A 16,742-nucleotide genomic window follows, 5' to 3' on the forward strand; every position below is an offset into this window, starting at 1 on the left:
ATAAATAGAGGATAGGGTTTTTTGAGAATCTTATCCTTATTTATCAAATCTCTTGATAGATAAGCGTATTAACCAAACTGCCAAATAGAATATCGGTGTACTAAATACGGTAAAAAATAGTTTAAATGAATAGCTATTAAGTACAAGATGACCTAATTGGTCAAAAGGAAAAATATTAAATAAGCTCATAATCCCAATTACAATAAAAGTATCGATAAATAAAGAAATTGCCGTACTAAAATTGTTTCTTACCCATAAATATTTACCTTTAGTAATTTTACGTATCCATAAATAGATATTAATATCAACAAGTTGAGCTATATAACAGGCAAAAGTTGATGCTAAAAAAGATATATGGTATGAACCAAAGACTTTATGAAAAGTTATGTTATCAACATTAGACTAATTAGTAGCTTCCAATTTATCCATAAGACTTATTATTAAACTACTATTATATTAAAAATAATAGCAAGCTTTACACAAAAATTGGCTCTTTCTTTACCGTAAAACTCAGCTATTAAATCCGTTAATAAAAAAGTTAACGGGTAAAAAATTGCTCCTATAGATAATTCAAGAATATAAAAATTAAAAATATTAAGGTAAACAAATTTTTGATATATTAAGTTTCCTACTATAATAAGGACTGTAAAAACGTACATAAAATGATATAAATTTTTTCTTTTATATTAAATTCTATAGACATTTCTAAAATTATTTTAGGTGCAAAAATATTGCTGTACTCTAATAATATATATTGGGAGTTCTGAAAACTATACTAAATTTTCTGATGTCATTCCGTTGATCCATAGGTGTTGTTGCATGAATCCTGTTATGTCATTCCCGCAGAAGCGGGAATCCAGTACTTTTATCTGTCACCCCGTGGCTTGACCACGGGGTGACACAGTGTATTTTACCGATCCACGCAACAATGCCAACAAAGGTAGACAATGACAAGTATGAGAGATATTACTAAGATAAAGCTGTAACTATTTAGCTATAGGTAAACTATTTTCTGCTTGATTTTCTTCAATTTCATTAATCTTAGAAACTAAATCAGATTTCTTTTTTGAGGAAAGGTTAGCAAGTACTATTGCGTTTATTAAAAATAATGTTGTAAGTATTATAGTGCTTTTAGTAAGAAAATTACCGACTGTTTTAGCACTGACTACTCCCATATTATTACCGCCGCTTATACTACTAATTCCATCCGATCCGCTACGCTGCATCAGAATAACTATAATTAGCAATATTGCAATAGTAATATGTACAAAAAGAAGGATGTCTATCATATATAAAATAATCGTTACCGTATTTTAAATGTAAATCATACATTAGTTTTATATTATTTGCAACTTAGCTTTATAAAATAAACGTAATACTATAATAGTATCTGACAGAAACTAGACTAAAATCAGCATATGAGCTTTTCAAGAAAGGTTAAAAACTCACAAAGCTTAGGATGTGTGGTGGTGCTACTAGGGGGAATTGAACCCCCGGCCTCTTCATTACCAATGAAGTGCTCTACCCCTGAGCTATAGCAGCAAGATTATTTCAAACTCTTTTTGCCATATATTTGTTATTAAATCAAGAAGAATTTTGGAAATTCGTTTACTATTTACAAAAAAGCTCTTATTCTAGCTCTTCATTCGCTCCACTTATATGTACCTCATCATAAGATGCTACTGTAGTTTCATTAGCATGCATCCCAAATTCTTTCTGTAAATAATCACTTAAAATCTTTAGTGTTTTTTCTTTGGTTTGGCATGCTAATATCATTTTATTATCTTGTACTAACTTTTGTAATTGGGCTATCTCTTTTGCAGAAGCAGGTCTCATTTCTAAAGATCCGCTTTCTTCTTGCTGTAGTCGGTCAGTCGTTACAGTCGTAGTAACTCTATGGCACGTACCGAATAAGTCTATATCTATCCTTGAAATTGCCTCATTACTAGTTATTTTTCAACAGTTTTGGAGTGATTTATGCTATCCTGTGAGATACTAGCAAAAACTAATCCTTTTTTAGTTATTTTGTGTTCGTAAGCATTGCCATAGTAAAAACTCTTAGGTGTCAAGACTACAATTTTATCATTAAATTCAACTAGGTTTGCAGGTTTTGTAATTTTTTTCATATTTTATCTAAACTTCTATTTTTGTAAAAAGATAAGGCAATCAATGCAAAAATACAGCTTAATGTGACATAATAAACTGCCGAGGTTACATGCCCTGTTTTTTGTACTAAATATTCAAAGACAAGAGGCGTAGTACCGCCAAAAATACTTGTAGCAGTATTATATGAAATAGAGAGAGCAGTGTTACGTATATTTGTAGGATAAAATTCTGCTTGTAATGCCGGTTCAGGACCGATATAGCTAGCGGCAAGTATAGCGAGTATAAATTGTGAGATAATTACGCTTGTGAAGTCCCCGTTCTCAAAATTATTAAGTAAAAACGGCGTTGTTACAATAATTATTATCAGATTAATTACAAAAATTTTCCTGCGACCTATAATATCGGATAGATAACCGCTTAATAAAGTTACGGCTATCATAATCACGTAACACACGCTAGCGAGGCTATTTACCTCATTTTCAGTAAAGTTGCGGCTGATTTTTAAAAACGATACCAAGTAAATTGTAGTTAGATAGAATATTATCGAACCGGGAGCATTGATAAAAATCGAGATTAATATATCAAACCAATGATTGGTAATGATTTTTTTTAACGGTGATTGTAAAATCTTTTTCTGCTCTCTTAGATTTTTAAAATTCGGTGTTTCGTGTGTATTTTTTTTAATATAAAATGCTGCAAAAAGAATAAAAAAACCAAGTAAAAAAGGTATTCTCCAGCCAAAACTATCAAATTGTGAAGCTGTTAGAATATTCTTGATTATATAAGAAACAAAAGAACCAAGCAATAAACCGGAGCATATACTAGACATTGAAATACTACCGGTGAAGCCTCGGTGTTTATGGCTAGTATGCTCAATAACAAAGGAAATAGAGCCGGTCAAAGCTCCTCCCACTGATAATCCTTGTAGAATTCGTACACAAATCATTAATATAGTCGCAGTTATACCGATAGTATGGTAAGTTGGTAATATTCCTATTAATACGGTTGGGGCAGACATGCAAAATAACGCACTAGTTAAGGCTACTTTGCGTCCAAATCTATCACCGATAACACCAAAAAATATGCCACCCAACGGTCTTGCCAAATAACCTATAGCAAAGACTAAAAAAACTTGCAGTAAAGAAGTATTAGCATCATCATTCGGGGAAAATTTTGCTCCTATTATGGGTGCAAAATAACCGAATAATACATAATCATACCATTCAAAAGTGTTAGCGATACCGCTTGAAAATACTAGCTTACTGCGATTCATGTTTTCTACTCATAGTTTTTTTTTCGGAGTATATTATAAATAAGGTGGCAGGAATTATTATTACTGCTCCATGAAGTGTGCTTTTATCGGGAAACTCGTTAAATATGAAATATGCTGCTATTGCCGAAATCACCAGCTCTAAATATCTATAAGGAGCGGTAGCGGTTGCATCTACCATGGAAAAAGCTTTAAGTAGGAAGAATAATATTAAGCTTCCGCTACTACCGAGTACAAACAATAAAGCTAATTCAAAACTACTAGGAGTTAGCCAATACTGCGATGCTACAGGTAGCGACACTATAGCAGTTACTATTGCCGAATAAAACAGCATGCTAATCATCGATTCTTTTATTACGAATTTTTTATTAATAATGTCAAGCATAGCAAATGAAATAGCCGCTAATACAAAATACAAAATTTCGGGGTTAAAATCCTCGGCATGCGGTTTAAGCGTAACAACAAGTCCTATAAATCCTACTACGGTAACTACCCATCTTTGCCAAATAATATTTTCGTTCAGAAAAAATACGGCAAGTATTAAAGTAAATAAAGGAATAGAAAAACTTACAACGGTTGCAGTAGTAACGGGAGCTATAGTCAGACCGTAAGTCCAAGAAGTCATGCCGAAAAATAATAATAACCCTCTTAATATATGTACAAAAAGACGACTTGTTTTTAAGGTATTTTTACCGTAATAAACAACAAAAGGTAGTAAAACTATGCTACTGAAAAAGAAGCGGGAAAAAGCTACTTCAAAGCTATGTAAACGAGTCCCAAGATATTTAGACATTACATCATTGGCACTACTACTTACTAAACTAAGTAAAAACCAACCTATACCGGTTAAATATGTTTTTAATGCATCATTCATTAATATGCTCCAATAATTTCTATAATTTTACTTAAATGTCTTGACTTTTAGCATAAAAGAATTCTATCTTTTATGACAATAGGTATAAATATATAAACAAAAACTTTATATAATAATACGGTAATCAATTTTAAGCAAGTAAAGGTTATAATTATATGTTAAGAATAGTGAAAAAATTAGGGATAATTTTGTTTGTGTCCAGCATAAGTATTAATAGTTTTGCTAAAAGCATGTATGATGATGTAGATTCTGCTCCTGACTATGATAGTACACCGTATTACGAAAATGAAGGAAGTTTAGTTTTCAAGATGCGTCTAGGTGGTGTTTTTTCAAGTACTAAGCAAAAAGGATTACCTACTCCTACCTCTCCTCAACCTGTTTCAGTAGGAGAAGTTGCAAAAAACGGTTATGGAGGTGATGCGTCCACTACTATATTCTTTAATAATTATTTAGCTACTGAATTATCGCTTGGCTTTAATGTTTTACGCACTAAATATACATCCCTTGCAGCCGTTGTTCATAATTATGGCGTTGATAATGTCAAACTAGGAAAAAACAAACCTATTTATATGATTCCTGCAATAGTTACCGGACAATTTCATATAGCTCCTTACGGTGGAATAAGACCGTATATAGGTATAGGTTATCACGGTTCTTATATGCTTACGCAAGCTACCGGTCTTAAAATTAGAAACGGACACGGTGCCGTAGGACAAATAGGTGTAGATTTTTATGCTAAAGATGATACTTTAATCAATATTGACGTAAGACAATTTTTCTTAAATCCTAAACTTGAGTATAAACCGAATTTAGTAGGTAATAAAACCGTGACCTCTAAAGTTAAACTTAACCCTTTAATAGTTTCCGTAGGTATAGGATTTACTTTTTAAAAATCTCTCGTCATTGCGAAGAGACATTGTTATATGGATAACTGAGCCGTCATTACGAGGAAATTACGAAGTAATTGACGAAGCAATCTCAGGAGTTTGTTATTATTTCATGAGATTGCCACGCAGGCTAACCTCCTCGCAATGACGTTTCCAAATTATTAAATAAATTCACCTATGTCCCTACAAATTATCCAGTTATTATACTTAGTTGCAGCTGTTTGCTTTATTCTATCACTCAAATTCTTATCCTCACAAAAGCAAGCACGTTTAGGCAGTACCATAGGTATTTTGGGGATGGCGATAGCAGTCGGCGTTACTTTTTTCCTCCCGGATTTTACTCATAAATTACCCATTATAGCAACTATATTATTAGGCGGTATAATCGGAGGGATTATTGCACTTAAAATCTCCATGACGGCAATGCCTCAATTAGTTGCTGGATTTCACTCTTTCGTTGGTCTTGCTGCGGTATTTGTAGCTTACGCTACGATACTTGCTCCTGAAAATTTTTCTATAGGAATAGCAGGAAGTTTACCTATTAATTCGCTAATAGAAATATCGCTTGGAGTTTCTATAGGGGCATTAACTTTTAGCGGCTCGGTAATAGCTTTCCTAAAACTACAAGGCTTAATGAAAAGTAGCCCACTAAAATTCTACGGTCAGCAATATATATGCCTATTAACAGCAATAATATTACTTCTTCTGATAATATTATTTATTAGTTCAGAAAATATATTTTTATTTAATCTAATAGTTTTTTTATCGCTGTTAATCGGAGTATTACTAATAATACCGGTAGGCGGTGCAGATATGCCGGTTATAGTATCGATGTTAAACTCATATTCAGGCTTTGCAGCAGCAGGTATCGGCTTTACGCTTAGTAATAGCCTACTTATTATTACCGGGGCATTGGTCGGCAGTAGCGGAGCTATACTTAGCTATATAATGTGCAAAGCGATGAATCGCTCATTAATTAAGGTTATTTTTGGGGCGTTTTTGCCTGCACCTACTGGAATTAACAAGGATATAGACGACGATAAAATAGCAAAAACAAGCTGCCCTGAAGATGCGGCACATTTACTACTTAATACATCGTCGGTGATAATTGTCCCTGGTTACGGTATGGCAGTAGCCCAGTCTCAGCATATAATAAAAGAGATGGTTGATATATTAGAACGTTCAGATATTAATGTACGTTTTGCCGTACATCCGGTAGCCGGTAGAATGCCTGGACATATGAATGTTTTACTTGCAGAAGCTAATATAGATTATGAGAAAGTACTTGAGCTTGAAGAAATTAATAGAGATTTCGCTACCACTGATGTAGTGCTTGTGATTGGGGCAAATGACGTAACTAATCCTGCTGCTAAAAATGATCCGAATAGTCCAATTTACGGTATGCCGGTACTCGATGTCGAAAAAGCACGTACGATTTTGTTTATTAAACGCTCTATGGCATCAGGATATGCAGGTATAGAAAATGAGCTATTTTATCACGATAATACTTTTATGTTATTCGGCGATGCTAAGAAAGTAGTTGAGGAGATAGTTAAGTTTCTAAATGAAGATTGACTTAAATAACTCTATTTGTTATAACTTCTTAAATTAAGCCAAAAAACAATTATCATGAATTCGCAAAAAACATTACCGCTTCTGCCAAAAGCCACGGCTATGTGGTTAATTGAAAATACTTCTTTAACTTTTAAACAAATTGCCGATTTTTGCGGTATTCATGAATTTGAAATAAAAGGTATGGCTGACGATGAAGTAGCACAATCTATAAAATGTTTAAATCCAATTGCAAACGGTCAGTTAACTTTAGAGGAAATTGAGCGTTGCAGTAAAGATCCTAATGCTAATTTACAAATTTCATATAGCCCTGCTGATGAATTGATGAAAAATCAGAAAAAACAGCGTGCTAAATACACTCCTATAGCAAGACGTCAAGATAAACCGGATGCTATATATTGGTTATTGTCTAATTATCCGAACATCCAAGACCATCAAATAATTAAATTAATAGGTACTACTAAAACTACTATAGATGCTATTAGAACCCGTATCCATTGGAATATGAATTCTATTCGTCCTCGTGATCCCGTATTACTGGGGATCTGTAGTCAAATAGACCTGAATAAAATAGTAGAAAGCCTAAAGCCTCCACAAAATCCTACAAAAGAATCATAAAATTATACTAACTTCTATCCTGCGAAAAGCTTGCTTACGTGAATTATTTTTTGATTGTTATCCGCCTTAATCAGCGTTATTGCGTAGCTCGTTTATGTCATTCCTGTATAGTCGGAACATTGCTGGATGGACCGGTAAAATCCACTGTGTCAAGCCACGGAATGACAACAGATGCGTTTTTCAATCCACACGGACAATGCCTTTCTCGCAAACGGATTTTTTTATGGATTAGAAAAGTGATTATTGCCTAATAAGTCGTTTATCGCTAGGTAAAGTATAACTTTTATCGGTAGAAGAACGATAGGGACAAATATCAATTCCTCCACGCCTAGTATATACTATATAAATAGAAAGAAAATCAGGATTTATAGCGTTTTTAATGTCTGTAAAAATACGCTCGGCACACTGCTCTGCAAACTCATTACAATTTCTAAAAGATATTAGATATTTCAGGAAAGAATCATGTTTTAACTTTTTTCCTTTATATTTTATAACGATTGTACCCCAATCCGGTTGACCGGTTACTAAGCAATTTGATTTTAGTAAATTAGAATTAATCTCTTCTTCTACTAAAACATCTTCATACTCAATTAAACTATTATCGGGTGGACCGTAATTATTGCATACTATATCTAAATCATCGATATTTTTACCGCTTGGAACACCAAATTCTATTTTTGTATTTATAGGAAATATACGTCCTGTTACTTTAGCGTGTGTAACATTACTTAGATCCTGCAAGATAATTCTTTCTAGTTCTTCTACTGATTCAACAACAAAGTTATTAAAAGAATTTAGATATAATTTAAATGATTTTGATTCTACTATATTTTCAGAATCCGTCGGTATATAAAAAGTGCCTACTCCAACCCATGGCTTACCGTTCTTATTAAGGCAAGATAGTTCATATGTATTCCAAACATCTACCCCGTAAAACGGAAGATTATTACTATTTATTCCAAGTTCGTTTCGATTATTTATACGTGGAATTTTAAATAATAAAGTCGCATCATAACTATCTTTATAAGTACTTTTTTTACCAAGTAAAGAAGTCGATAAAGGCATTAATATGCTCCTTGTGCTAAAATTTCTTTTTGTTGTAATTCATCATATTCTTTTAGCATATAACCGCGTCCCCATACTGTGTCGATATAATCTCTACCGCCGGCAGCATCACTTAACTTTTTACGAAGTTTACAAATAAATACGTCAATAATTTTCATTTCCGGTTCGTCAACACTATTATATAAGTGATTTAAGAACATTTCTTTAGTTAATATAGTTCCTCTTCGGAGTATTAATAGCTCTAAAATAGCATATTCTTTGTTCGTCAAATGTACTTTTTTGCCGTCAACTTCTACACTTCTAGTATCTAGGTTTACGCTAACCTTATCAAACCTAAATACTGATGCTGCATGCCCTTTAGAACGTCTAACTATAGCTTTAATTCTAGCAATTAATTCCTCTCTTACAAACGGTTTGGTTAGATAATCATCGGCTCCGGAAGAGAAACCGGTAATTTTTTGATCGGTATCCGTTAAGCTAGATAAAATTAAGATTGGAGTTTTTATTTTGGCAGCACGCAATCTTAGTAATATCTCAAAACCATTAATATCCGGTAACATAAGGTCTAAAATCACTAGATCATAACCACCGACTTTACCAAGTCTTAAACCTTCCACACCAACTGAAGCTTTATCGCAAACTATCCCTTCTGAAGCTAAAGTTAACTCAATTAAGTTAGCCATTTCCGGCTCGTCTTCAATTAACAAAACTCTCATTATTTTTCTCCATAAAATTCAATTTTTATATTGTGCTATAATTTAATTACAGTTAATTATTGTTAACTAAATTATAATTTTTTATCTAGTGCTTTATACATTCATTAATAACATAAGTAAAGAATATTTAATCTTGATAAAATTTTTACTATTAAGCTCTATCTGTGACTTAAAAACTATGGTGTTTAAAACGAGATTTATTAAATAATTAAAGATTTTCTTAATTTTGATGCTCCGACATTTTCTTATGATATAAGGCACCAAAATCTATAGGATCAATCATTAAAGGCTGGAATCCTGCATCTTGAGTACAGCTAGCTATAATTTTTCTAGCAAATGGAAATATCATTGCCGGACAATGAACGGATAATAAAATCGGATGTTGTTCAGAATCAATATTAATTAAATTAAATACTCCGGCATATTTTAATTCTATCTGAAATAATTTATATTTCTCATTTCTTGCAATTGCTTCGATATTTAACTCTACTTCATAGAAATTTTCTTCCGATAAATTAGTAATATTTATATCTAGAGATAAATCAATTTGAGGACGTTGATCCAAAGCCGCAAGAGAAGACGGGGCAGAAGGATTCTCAAGAGATAAATCTTTTATATATTGTGCATTAACGGAAATATGCGGCATTGCCTCATTAGTATTGGTGTTTATTGTACTCATAAAAATCCTTATTAAAAATTTAATATAATTTTTTAGAGCCTGTTCACGATTTTATTTTGATTGATAATTAAACAGGTTTTTAAGCGAAAATTAATAAGGTTTTTGTAGGAATAGTATTCTTATTTCAAAAAATCTTATAATTTGCAGCTAAAAAGATTTTAATTATCAATCAAAATAAAATCGTGAACAGGCTCTTACATAAAAAAGTTATGTTAACGGTAAAGTTACGCCTACTTGTTTCATATATTTTCCTTGTCGATCGGCATATGAAGTATCACAAATTTGATCACTTTTTAAAAATAAAAACTGACAAGCTCCTTCATTTGCATATATTTTAGCAGGTAATGGAGTAGTATTAGAAAACTCTAAAGTTACATGTCCTTCCCACTCCGGTTCTAACGGAGTCACATTTACTATTATACCACATCTTGCATAAGTGGACTTGCCGACACAAATAACTAATACATCACGCGGTATTTTAAAATATTCTATAGTTCTGCCAAGGGCAAAACTATTAGGTGGAATAATACACACATCTACTTCTCTATCAACTAAATTATATTCACTGAAATTTTTTGGATCAACCGTAGTAGAATTTATATTGGTGAATATTTTAAATTCATTAGATACTCTAGCATCATAGCCGTAAGAAGATAAGCCGTAAGAAATAATCTTTTCTTTATTATGAACTCTTACCTGCTTTTCCGCAAAGGGCCTTATCATACTTTGATTTATAACAGCTTCTTTTATCCACTTATCTGACATTATAGCCATAATCAAAACTTAATTTAATTAATAAACTAATGATTATAACTCATAATTATTTACAATACAAAATTTTTCTTTAAAACTATAAGTCTGAGACTACTTGAATAATGATAGTGATAATAATACAACATTATGTACTTTAAATTAAATTATTACAAAGTTTTTTATTGTCAATTCTGAAAAGTATTATTATATTTTAACATAGTTGATTTATATTTATTAATACTAAAAATTTATTTAGTATTAATAATTGTATAGTAAATTTTATTATTTAAGTTTATAGGGACTTTATTAAAATGAAAAAATTATTATTAGCTGCAAGTATTATTTGCCTTGCATCGGCTGGTCTTGCCGAAGAAAATCCAACACCTGTTATTTCTAATTCTGATACTGAAATAAAATTAGAAGGATTCTATTTATTTGAAAGCGGTTATATTAAACAGGATCATTTAATTTTATTTGATAAAAATGTAACTGATAACAGGAAAAAGCTAGTGTTTTACACGGAAGCAGCGTTTGCGGCAACTATTGCTAAAACTATCAATGATGTAATAGCAGGTGCTAAAATAGTGCTTCAGCCTACTACAAGAGCAAAAACCTCTGCAAGTTATAACGGATCACATATCTTTATTGAAACTAGTTACGGTAAAGTAGAATTAGGCTCTCCTGTCGATGCAAGTGCTAAGTTGCGTGTTACCGGCTCTCAAGTAACCGCAGGTACCGGAGGATGGTATAGATATGCTCTACTTGACGGTCAGTATATGAGATATAACGGTTTAAAACCGGATTTTGATACTAGTGCTAGCTTTTATCTTGAATCATACTCGAACTCTTTTGATCAAATCAATGAAAAAACTGAAAAAGCTAGAAGACTCAACTTTTTCACGCCTAAAATGAAAGGCTTCCAAGCTGGTATCTCTTATACTCCGGACACTGCTAATACAGGCGGTAATAAAGATATAAATAATTTAACACTTGAAAGTTCAGGAAGAAACGGGATTAGTGTTTCTAAAACCGGAATAAAAACGGTTACCTTAGGAAACGGCGAAACTATGACTATAAATCAGAATATTCGAGATGCTTTTTCTGCCGGCTTAACTTATGAACATGAAATTAGTGAAGATGCAAACTTAAAATTATCCGTTACCGGAGAATACGGTAAACCTGCTCGTCGTCTTATTCATGCTAAAAGAGAAGGAACTACAATCCAAGTGCTTAATACTTATAAGCTTTCTAATTTAAAAGCATATAATCTTGGAACTGTATTTACTTACGGTAATTTCTCTTTTGGGGCTTCTTACGGTAATTTAGGTAAAAGCTTAACCGCTAAGGAATATTATAAAATCGGTCGTGATACCTATTATTACAATGGAGCAGTTGCTTATGGACAAGGACCTATAAAAACAAGTCTTGAATATCTTAAAACTTCAAGATATAAAAACACCGTTGATGCTGTAAGCCTCGCTACTGAATATAAGATCATGCCTGGTTTATTACCATATGCTGAAATTTCTCATTTCCAAGCTAAAGGTAAACCTGTATATTACCCTGAAGCACCTAGTAAAACAACACGAGGTACTGTTGGTCTTATAGGTACAAAACTTAAGTTTTAATTATTTACAAATTAATTACTATTATAATCAAGGCTTAGAGTAATCTTATGCCTTGATTATTCCATTTTTTTAATTAAACTATCAATAAATTTTATAGTTCCATCGTTGCAATAGTCTTGTCTTCTGTTAAATCTTTAAACCATTCTATTAGCTTACAGCTCTCTAATTCTTGTCAAATTATACTTAGCTTTGTACTTCATTTACTTAAAAAGCTGCAGCCAAGATTGAATTTAAAGTTGAGCCTACACAGCATAAATTACATAAGTATCGGCGAATCATGAAAAATTTGTACTATACTGCCTATTGATTAAATGAAATTATATATTTTACTTTTTTATTTTTAGATATTGACTTTCTTTAATTACCATATATTGTGATGCAACCATAATATATGGTAATTATGTGATATATGATTTTTATTATTTTAAAACAGGAGTAACACTATGAATCATGCTCAATTTACAAGTTCAGGATATTCCTTTGTAAATGGATTAAAAGCAGTTACAAGATATGCAACCGCTTCTAAATTATTATTTAAAGATGCATATAATTTTGTTTCTAGTTCCAACTTAAAAAAATATTTACAATATTACATGCTTTAAATATTCAGAAAGTCTATACAAAAGGTGGGGATTTTGAGGCAGCATTGAAGTTTTTTAATATGAAACAGGATAATTCTCTAAAGATAGATGTAACTCAGAACATCGAAAACCAGCATCAGAGGACAATGAAAATCTTTTCTCTCCTATATAAATGTATTAAAAATATGATGGAAACAAGTAACATTATAGATAAATATATTACTGCAATCCCTCATTTAATGAGTATAGGTTTTACCTTAAAAAAAATTTCAAGCCCCAACCACGTTATAAGCAAATTTGATGCAATAAGGGTACCAGCACTTATGGCTGCTGCTACCGCTATCGGAAAACCTTTAATAGATACAATTAGAGAGGATTGTTCTACTATAGCTAGACCATAGTAAATAGGTACAGTTAAATAAACTTTAGTACGTGTTCTACAGCCATACTGATATCTTTGAATTGCCCCGTAACTTTTCTTATTTCGTTCTTAATCTTAAACCAATAATGTTCTATAGGATTTAAGTCTGGGCTATATGTAGGTAAGAATAAAATTCTGCACCCAACCGACTCGATTAATTCTCTTATTATATTATTCTTATGGAAGTTGATATTATCCATAATTACTGTTTGTCCAGGATGTAATTCTTTAGTTAATATAGTCTCTACATAGGTTGTAAATATTTCTTTATTACAATTTCCTTCAAATATTACTGGCGCTATAATTTGATTATTACGAAGCCCCGCTATCATACTGATCCTGGATTTATGTTGATACACTTTGTTTCCATAACATCTAGTACCTTTTATACTCCATCCATATTCTCTACAAGCATTATCTTCTATTCCTGACTCATCAATGAATACTAGAGTTTCTTTAGAAATTTGCTGTATCTTTTCTATAAATTCATTCCTTAAACCAATATCCCTTCTGGGATGAAGATGACTTTTTTTTATAAGTGTACCCTAGTAGTTTTCTATAGTAATTTATTCTAGTTCTTTGTAATCTATTACCTAGTATAATACTTAATTCTTTAGCTGTTTTATCATGATTATTGATAATTAATTCTTCAAATTCTTTGAGATTTATTTTTGCATTATAACCCTTTGCTGGACCATAAGGTTTTGCTTTTATATCTCCTGTTTCCCATTTAAGAGTTTTCCATCTATATATAGTGTTACGACCTATATTGAATATTTTACATGCTTTAACAATTGAGAGCCCATCATCTAGAGCTTTGAATAGTTTCATTCTTAAATCGTAACTGTAACTGCTTGCCATAATTTATTTATTATCATTTATAACATATATATTAGCATAGTATGTACCTATTTACTATGGTCTAGCTATATAATTCAATTTTTCAAAGATAGTAATAAATTATTAACTGGTGTTTATAACCTTTTCGGTAATAATAATGAAGATTTTACATATTATCAGTTAGAGGAAGGTCATCATGATGATCAGGTTGATGTTATAGGAGTAGGAGAGTAACATCTATTAATTTAAATAGGTAAGATGAATTTAAAAGCCTATAAAAACTTTAATAATAGAACGGTACAAGCGAATTTATAAATAATTCGCTTGTATCAAACCATATAAAATATGCTATTTTTTTGTATACATTCAATCTTTATTATAATTATGATGAAAATCTATTATTTTTTGGGAAGCCCATAGGAGGTAATTTACCGGTACTACCTCTTTTTCCTAAAAATGCAACAATGTTTTTCTCAAGTTTGACTTTTCCATTGTTATTCCAACCTAAGCCGTCTTCTTTATTGAATATTTTAATATCTAGAAGCTTTGCATTCTTAAATTTTTGCAGCGTTACACCTTGTCCTTTTTTCATTTCAGGTATTTCATCTATATTAAATACCAGTAATTTACGACTTTCACCGATACAAGCAATACTATCCCCGTTTACAGGTAAACAAGCTATACATGCATGACCATCCGGTACATTCATAATTTGCTTTCCTGTTTTTGTTTGAGCCATTACTTCGTTTGAATTAACTAAAAATCCCTTACCTACACTACTTGCGAGTAATAAAAGCTGATCAGGTTTATAGACTAAAATATTTGTAATATCGTTATTGCCTATATCCACAAGTAGCTTTATAGATTCTCCTGTTCCTTTACCTTTGGAAATATTATCGGCAAGCAAAGTAAAAAACCTGCCTTCTGAACTAACTATTAATATTTTATCAGTCGTGTAAGCTTCTAAAATAAATTTTTCTGCATCACCTTCTTTATATTTGATAGTCGATAAATCGGTGTTATGACCTTTTAACGAACGCACCCACCCCATTTTTGAACAAATAATAGTAATCGGTTCTTTAGTAATAAACGCCGTTATATCAACTACTTGATTCGTAAGCGTTACTTCTTCAAAACTTGTACGTCTAGCTCCTATTACCGTATTTAATCCGAATTTTGTTTGTACTGCTTTTATTTCCTTTTTTACTACTTTCCATAATTCTTTTGGATTATTTAAAATCTCTTCTAATATAGCTTGCTGCTTCTGCAAATTACCATGCTCATTAATAATTTCCTGCTCTTCAAGTTTACGAAGTGAGCGAAGACGGGTATTTAATATCGCTTCTACCTGTATTTCGGTTAGCTTGAACCGCTCCATCATTATCGCTTTCGGTTCATCTTCTTCACGAATGATTTTAATTATCTCATCAAGATTTAGATAAGCTATTCTCAGACCTTCTAGAATTTCTAAACGATGTTTGATTTTGTTTAAAAGATAAGTTGACCTCCGAGTAACAATATTTTGTCTGTGAGCTAAAAACTCTTGTAAAACCTCTAAAATATTCATTACTCTCGGCACGTTATTACTGCCGATCACATTCATATTTAACTGAATGCGGCTTTCTAAATTCGTTAGCTTGAATAGAGATTCCATAACTATTTGTGGATCACAACTACGATCTCTAGGCTCGATAATTAATCTAATAATATCGGTTGATTCATCTCTAATATTGCTAACAAGCGGGATTTTTTTATCCTTTAGTAATATCGCTATTTGTTCTATAAGTTTTGATTTCTGAACCTGATAAGGTATCTCGGTTACGACTATCTGATATGTACCGTAACTTAGCTCCTCTTTTTCCCATCTGCTTCTTACTCTAAGACTACCGCGTCCAGTAGTATATGCAGCATTAATAACTTCAGCTTTATCAATAATTATGCCGCCGGTTGGAAAATCAGGACCTTTAATGAAATTCATTATATCGTTAATTTCAGCTTTCGGGTGACCGATTAAATGCACCAAAGCATCGCATAACTCATGTAAATTATGCGGCGGTATATTGGTTGCCATACCGACTGCTATCCCTTCAGAACCATTAGCTAGTAAATTCGGAAAACTTGCCGGCATTATTACCGGTTCTAAATCGGAATCATCATAAGTAGGGCGGAAATCTACCGTATCTTTATCGATGTCTATCATTAATAAAGTACATATTTCCGTCATACGTGATTCGGTATAACGCATAGCCGCTGCATTATCACCGTCGATAGAGCCGAAATTGCCCTGCCCGTCAATTAAAGGATAACGTAATGAAAAGTGCTGAGCAAGGCGTACCAAAGTATCATACACTGCTACATCACCGTGCGGGTGATATTTACCGATCACGTCACCAACCACCCTTGCACATTTCTTATAACCGGAATTCGGCTCAAGCCTTAGCTGTAGCATTGCGTATAATAACCTACGATGTACAGGCTTGAGTCCGTCACGTACGTCAGGAAGCGAACGTGACATAATCGTTGACAACGCATAAGCAAGATAACGCTCCGATAATGCATTACCAAAGTCAATATTTTCTATTTTAGCTTCTTTCATAAGTTATTTAATATTTGTTGATGTTGAATTTATTTATTGTCATCGTCATTGCAAGCAATCGTTGTTGCATGGATCAGTTTCACCACTGTCATCCCGCGACTTGATCGCGGGATCCAGTAAAAATACTAATATCATT

15 protein-coding genes, 1 tRNA gene and 1 pseudogene are annotated in these 16,742 nt (G+C 32.2%); 5 read left to right on the forward strand and 12 right to left on the reverse strand.

Annotated elements, in window-relative coordinates; genetic code table 11:
* Positions 1-36: 36 nt before the first annotated feature.
* From REIP_RS00100 to REIP_RS00125, 6 genes and pseudogenes are all read right to left on the reverse strand, one after another.
* A pseudogene (locus REIP_RS00100) lies at positions 37-703 on the reverse strand (queuosine precursor transporter).
* A 283-nt stretch (positions 704-986) separates the two neighbouring features.
* The gene (gene secG, locus REIP_RS00105) at positions 987-1,289 is read right to left on the reverse strand and encodes a preprotein translocase subunit SecG (RefSeq protein WP_004996773.1); all 303 of its coding nucleotides are present in this window, start codon (positions 1,287-1,289) and stop codon (positions 987-989) included.
* A 178-nt stretch (positions 1,290-1,467) separates the two neighbouring features.
* Positions 1,468-1,542 (reverse strand) — tRNA-Thr (locus tag REIP_RS00110).
* 87 nt (positions 1,543-1,629) lie between these two features.
* The gene (locus tag REIP_RS00115; protein WP_032139294.1) at positions 1,630-1,836 is read right to left on the reverse strand and encodes a hypothetical protein; all 207 of its coding nucleotides are present in this window, start codon (positions 1,834-1,836) and stop codon (positions 1,630-1,632) included.
* A 286-nt stretch (positions 1,837-2,122) separates the two neighbouring features.
* Positions 2,123-3,379, reverse strand: coding sequence for an MFS transporter (locus tag REIP_RS00120; RefSeq protein WP_045803518.1), 1,257 nt, complete (start codon positions 3,377-3,379; stop codon positions 2,123-2,125).
* Positions 3,366-4,250 carry a DMT family transporter gene (locus REIP_RS00125; protein ID WP_045803519.1) on the reverse strand — a complete coding sequence of 295 codons (885 nt, stop codon included), beginning with the start codon at positions 4,248-4,250 and terminating at the stop codon, positions 3,366-3,368. The genes REIP_RS00120 and REIP_RS00125 overlap by 14 nt, the downstream gene beginning before the upstream one ends.
* A gap of 155 nt (positions 4,251-4,405) precedes the next feature.
* Here REIP_RS00125 and REIP_RS00130 point away from each other — a divergent pair, with 155 nt between their 5' ends.
* From REIP_RS00130 to REIP_RS00140, 3 genes are all read left to right on the forward strand, one after another.
* The gene (locus REIP_RS00130) at positions 4,406-5,140 is read left to right on the forward strand and encodes an OmpW family outer membrane protein (RefSeq protein WP_045803520.1); all 735 of its coding nucleotides are present in this window, start codon (positions 4,406-4,408) and stop codon (positions 5,138-5,140) included.
* Between the two features lie 174 nt (positions 5,141-5,314).
* Positions 5,315-6,712 (forward strand): NAD(P)(+) transhydrogenase (Re/Si-specific) subunit beta, encoded by a 1,398-nt coding sequence (locus REIP_RS00135; protein WP_045803521.1) that lies wholly within the window; start codon positions 5,315-5,317, stop codon positions 6,710-6,712.
* A gap of 54 nt (positions 6,713-6,766) precedes the next feature.
* On the forward strand, positions 6,767-7,327 hold the full coding sequence (locus REIP_RS00140; protein WP_045803522.1) for a cell cycle transcriptional regulator TrcR: 561 nt from the start codon (positions 6,767-6,769) through the stop codon (positions 7,325-7,327).
* A 240-nt stretch (positions 7,328-7,567) separates the two neighbouring features.
* On the opposite strand, the gene queF is transcribed toward REIP_RS00140, so the two are convergent.
* The 4 genes from queF to dcd form a co-directional block, all read right to left on the reverse strand.
* The gene (queF, locus tag REIP_RS00145; RefSeq protein WP_045803523.1) at positions 7,568-8,392 is read right to left on the reverse strand and encodes an NADPH-dependent 7-cyano-7-deazaguanine reductase QueF; all 825 of its coding nucleotides are present in this window, start codon (positions 8,390-8,392) and stop codon (positions 7,568-7,570) included.
* Entirely contained in the window at positions 8,392-9,108 is a 717-nt protein-coding gene (gene ctrA, locus REIP_RS00150; protein ID WP_045803524.1) for a response regulator transcription factor CtrA, read from the reverse strand. Before ctrA ends, queF begins: the two co-directional genes overlap by 1 nt.
* A gap of 220 nt (positions 9,109-9,328) precedes the next feature.
* Entirely contained in the window at positions 9,329-9,787 is a 459-nt protein-coding gene (secB, locus tag REIP_RS00155; protein WP_023507453.1) for a protein-export chaperone SecB, read from the reverse strand.
* Positions 9,788-9,994: 207 nt separating this feature from the next.
* The gene (gene dcd, locus REIP_RS00160; protein ID WP_010420471.1) at positions 9,995-10,561 is read right to left on the reverse strand and encodes a dCTP deaminase; all 567 of its coding nucleotides are present in this window, start codon (positions 10,559-10,561) and stop codon (positions 9,995-9,997) included.
* Positions 10,562-10,851: 290 nt separating this feature from the next.
* Here dcd and REIP_RS00165 point away from each other — a divergent pair, with 290 nt between their 5' ends.
* Together REIP_RS00165 and REIP_RS08680 are read left to right on the forward strand one after the other, a co-directional pair.
* Positions 10,852-12,168: a porin gene (locus REIP_RS00165; RefSeq protein WP_045803525.1), complete on the forward strand. Its 1,317-nt coding sequence runs from the start codon at positions 10,852-10,854 to the stop codon at positions 12,166-12,168.
* 766 nt (positions 12,169-12,934) lie between these two features.
* Positions 12,935-13,150 (forward strand): hypothetical protein, encoded by a 216-nt coding sequence (locus REIP_RS08680; protein WP_231569132.1) that lies wholly within the window; start codon positions 12,935-12,937, stop codon positions 13,148-13,150.
* Positions 13,151-13,163: 13 nt separating this feature from the next.
* Here the strand turns inward: REIP_RS08680 and REIP_RS08685 are convergent.
* Both REIP_RS08685 and parC read right to left on the reverse strand, forming a co-directional pair.
* A protein-coding gene (locus REIP_RS08685) for an IS630 family transposase (protein WP_156147374.1) occupies positions 13,164-14,031 on the reverse strand; the annotation gives its coding sequence in 2 pieces (ribosomal slippage) (positions 13,164-13,703 and positions 13,705-14,031; 867 coding nt in all).
* 361 nt (positions 14,032-14,392) lie between these two features.
* Positions 14,393-16,606, reverse strand: a complete 2,214-nt coding sequence (parC, locus tag REIP_RS00185; RefSeq protein WP_045803527.1) for a DNA topoisomerase IV subunit A — start codon at positions 16,604-16,606, stop codon at positions 14,393-14,395.
* Between the last annotated feature and the right edge of the window lie 136 nt (positions 16,607-16,742).

The organism is Rickettsia endosymbiont of Ixodes pacificus, from assembly GCF_000965155.1.
Taxonomy (GTDB): Bacteria; Pseudomonadota; Alphaproteobacteria; order Rickettsiales; family Rickettsiaceae; genus Rickettsia; species Rickettsia tamurae.

Bases quoted from the DNA above. Each gene is read 5' to 3' on its own strand.
- secG (WP_004996773.1), bottom strand. From the start codon at position 1,289: ATGATAGACATCCTTCTTTTTGTACATATTACTATTGCAATATTGCTA.
- REIP_RS00115 (WP_032139294.1), bottom strand. From the start codon at position 1,836: ATGAGACCTGCTTCTGCAAAAGAGATAGCCCAATTACAAAAGTTAGTA.
- REIP_RS00120 (WP_045803518.1), bottom strand. From the start codon at position 3,379: ATGAATCGCAGTAAGCTAGTATTTTCAAGCGGTATCGCTAACACTTTT.
- REIP_RS00125 (WP_045803519.1), bottom strand. From the start codon at position 4,250: ATGAATGATGCATTAAAAACATATTTAACCGGTATAGGTTGGTTTTTA.
- REIP_RS00130 (WP_045803520.1), top strand. From the start codon at position 4,406: ATGTTAAGAATAGTGAAAAAATTAGGGATAATTTTGTTTGTGTCCAGC.
- REIP_RS00135 (WP_045803521.1), top strand. From the start codon at position 5,315: ATGTCCCTACAAATTATCCAGTTATTATACTTAGTTGCAGCTGTTTGC.
- REIP_RS00140 (WP_045803522.1), top strand. From the start codon at position 6,767: ATGAATTCGCAAAAAACATTACCGCTTCTGCCAAAAGCCACGGCTATG.
- queF (WP_045803523.1), bottom strand. From the start codon at position 8,392: ATGCCTTTATCGACTTCTTTACTTGGTAAAAAAAGTACTTATAAAGAT.
- ctrA (WP_045803524.1), bottom strand. From the start codon at position 9,108: ATGAGAGTTTTGTTAATTGAAGACGAGCCGGAAATGGCTAACTTAATT.
- secB (WP_023507453.1), bottom strand. From the start codon at position 9,787: ATGAGTACAATAAACACCAATACTAATGAGGCAATGCCGCATATTTCC.
- dcd (WP_010420471.1), bottom strand. From the start codon at position 10,561: ATGGCTATAATGTCAGATAAGTGGATAAAAGAAGCTGTTATAAATCAA.
- REIP_RS00165 (WP_045803525.1), top strand. From the start codon at position 10,852: ATGAAAAAATTATTATTAGCTGCAAGTATTATTTGCCTTGCATCGGCT.
- REIP_RS08680 (WP_231569132.1), top strand. From the start codon at position 12,935: ATGATGGAAACAAGTAACATTATAGATAAATATATTACTGCAATCCCT.
- parC (WP_045803527.1), bottom strand. From the start codon at position 16,606: ATGAAAGAAGCTAAAATAGAAAATATTGACTTTGGTAATGCATTATCG.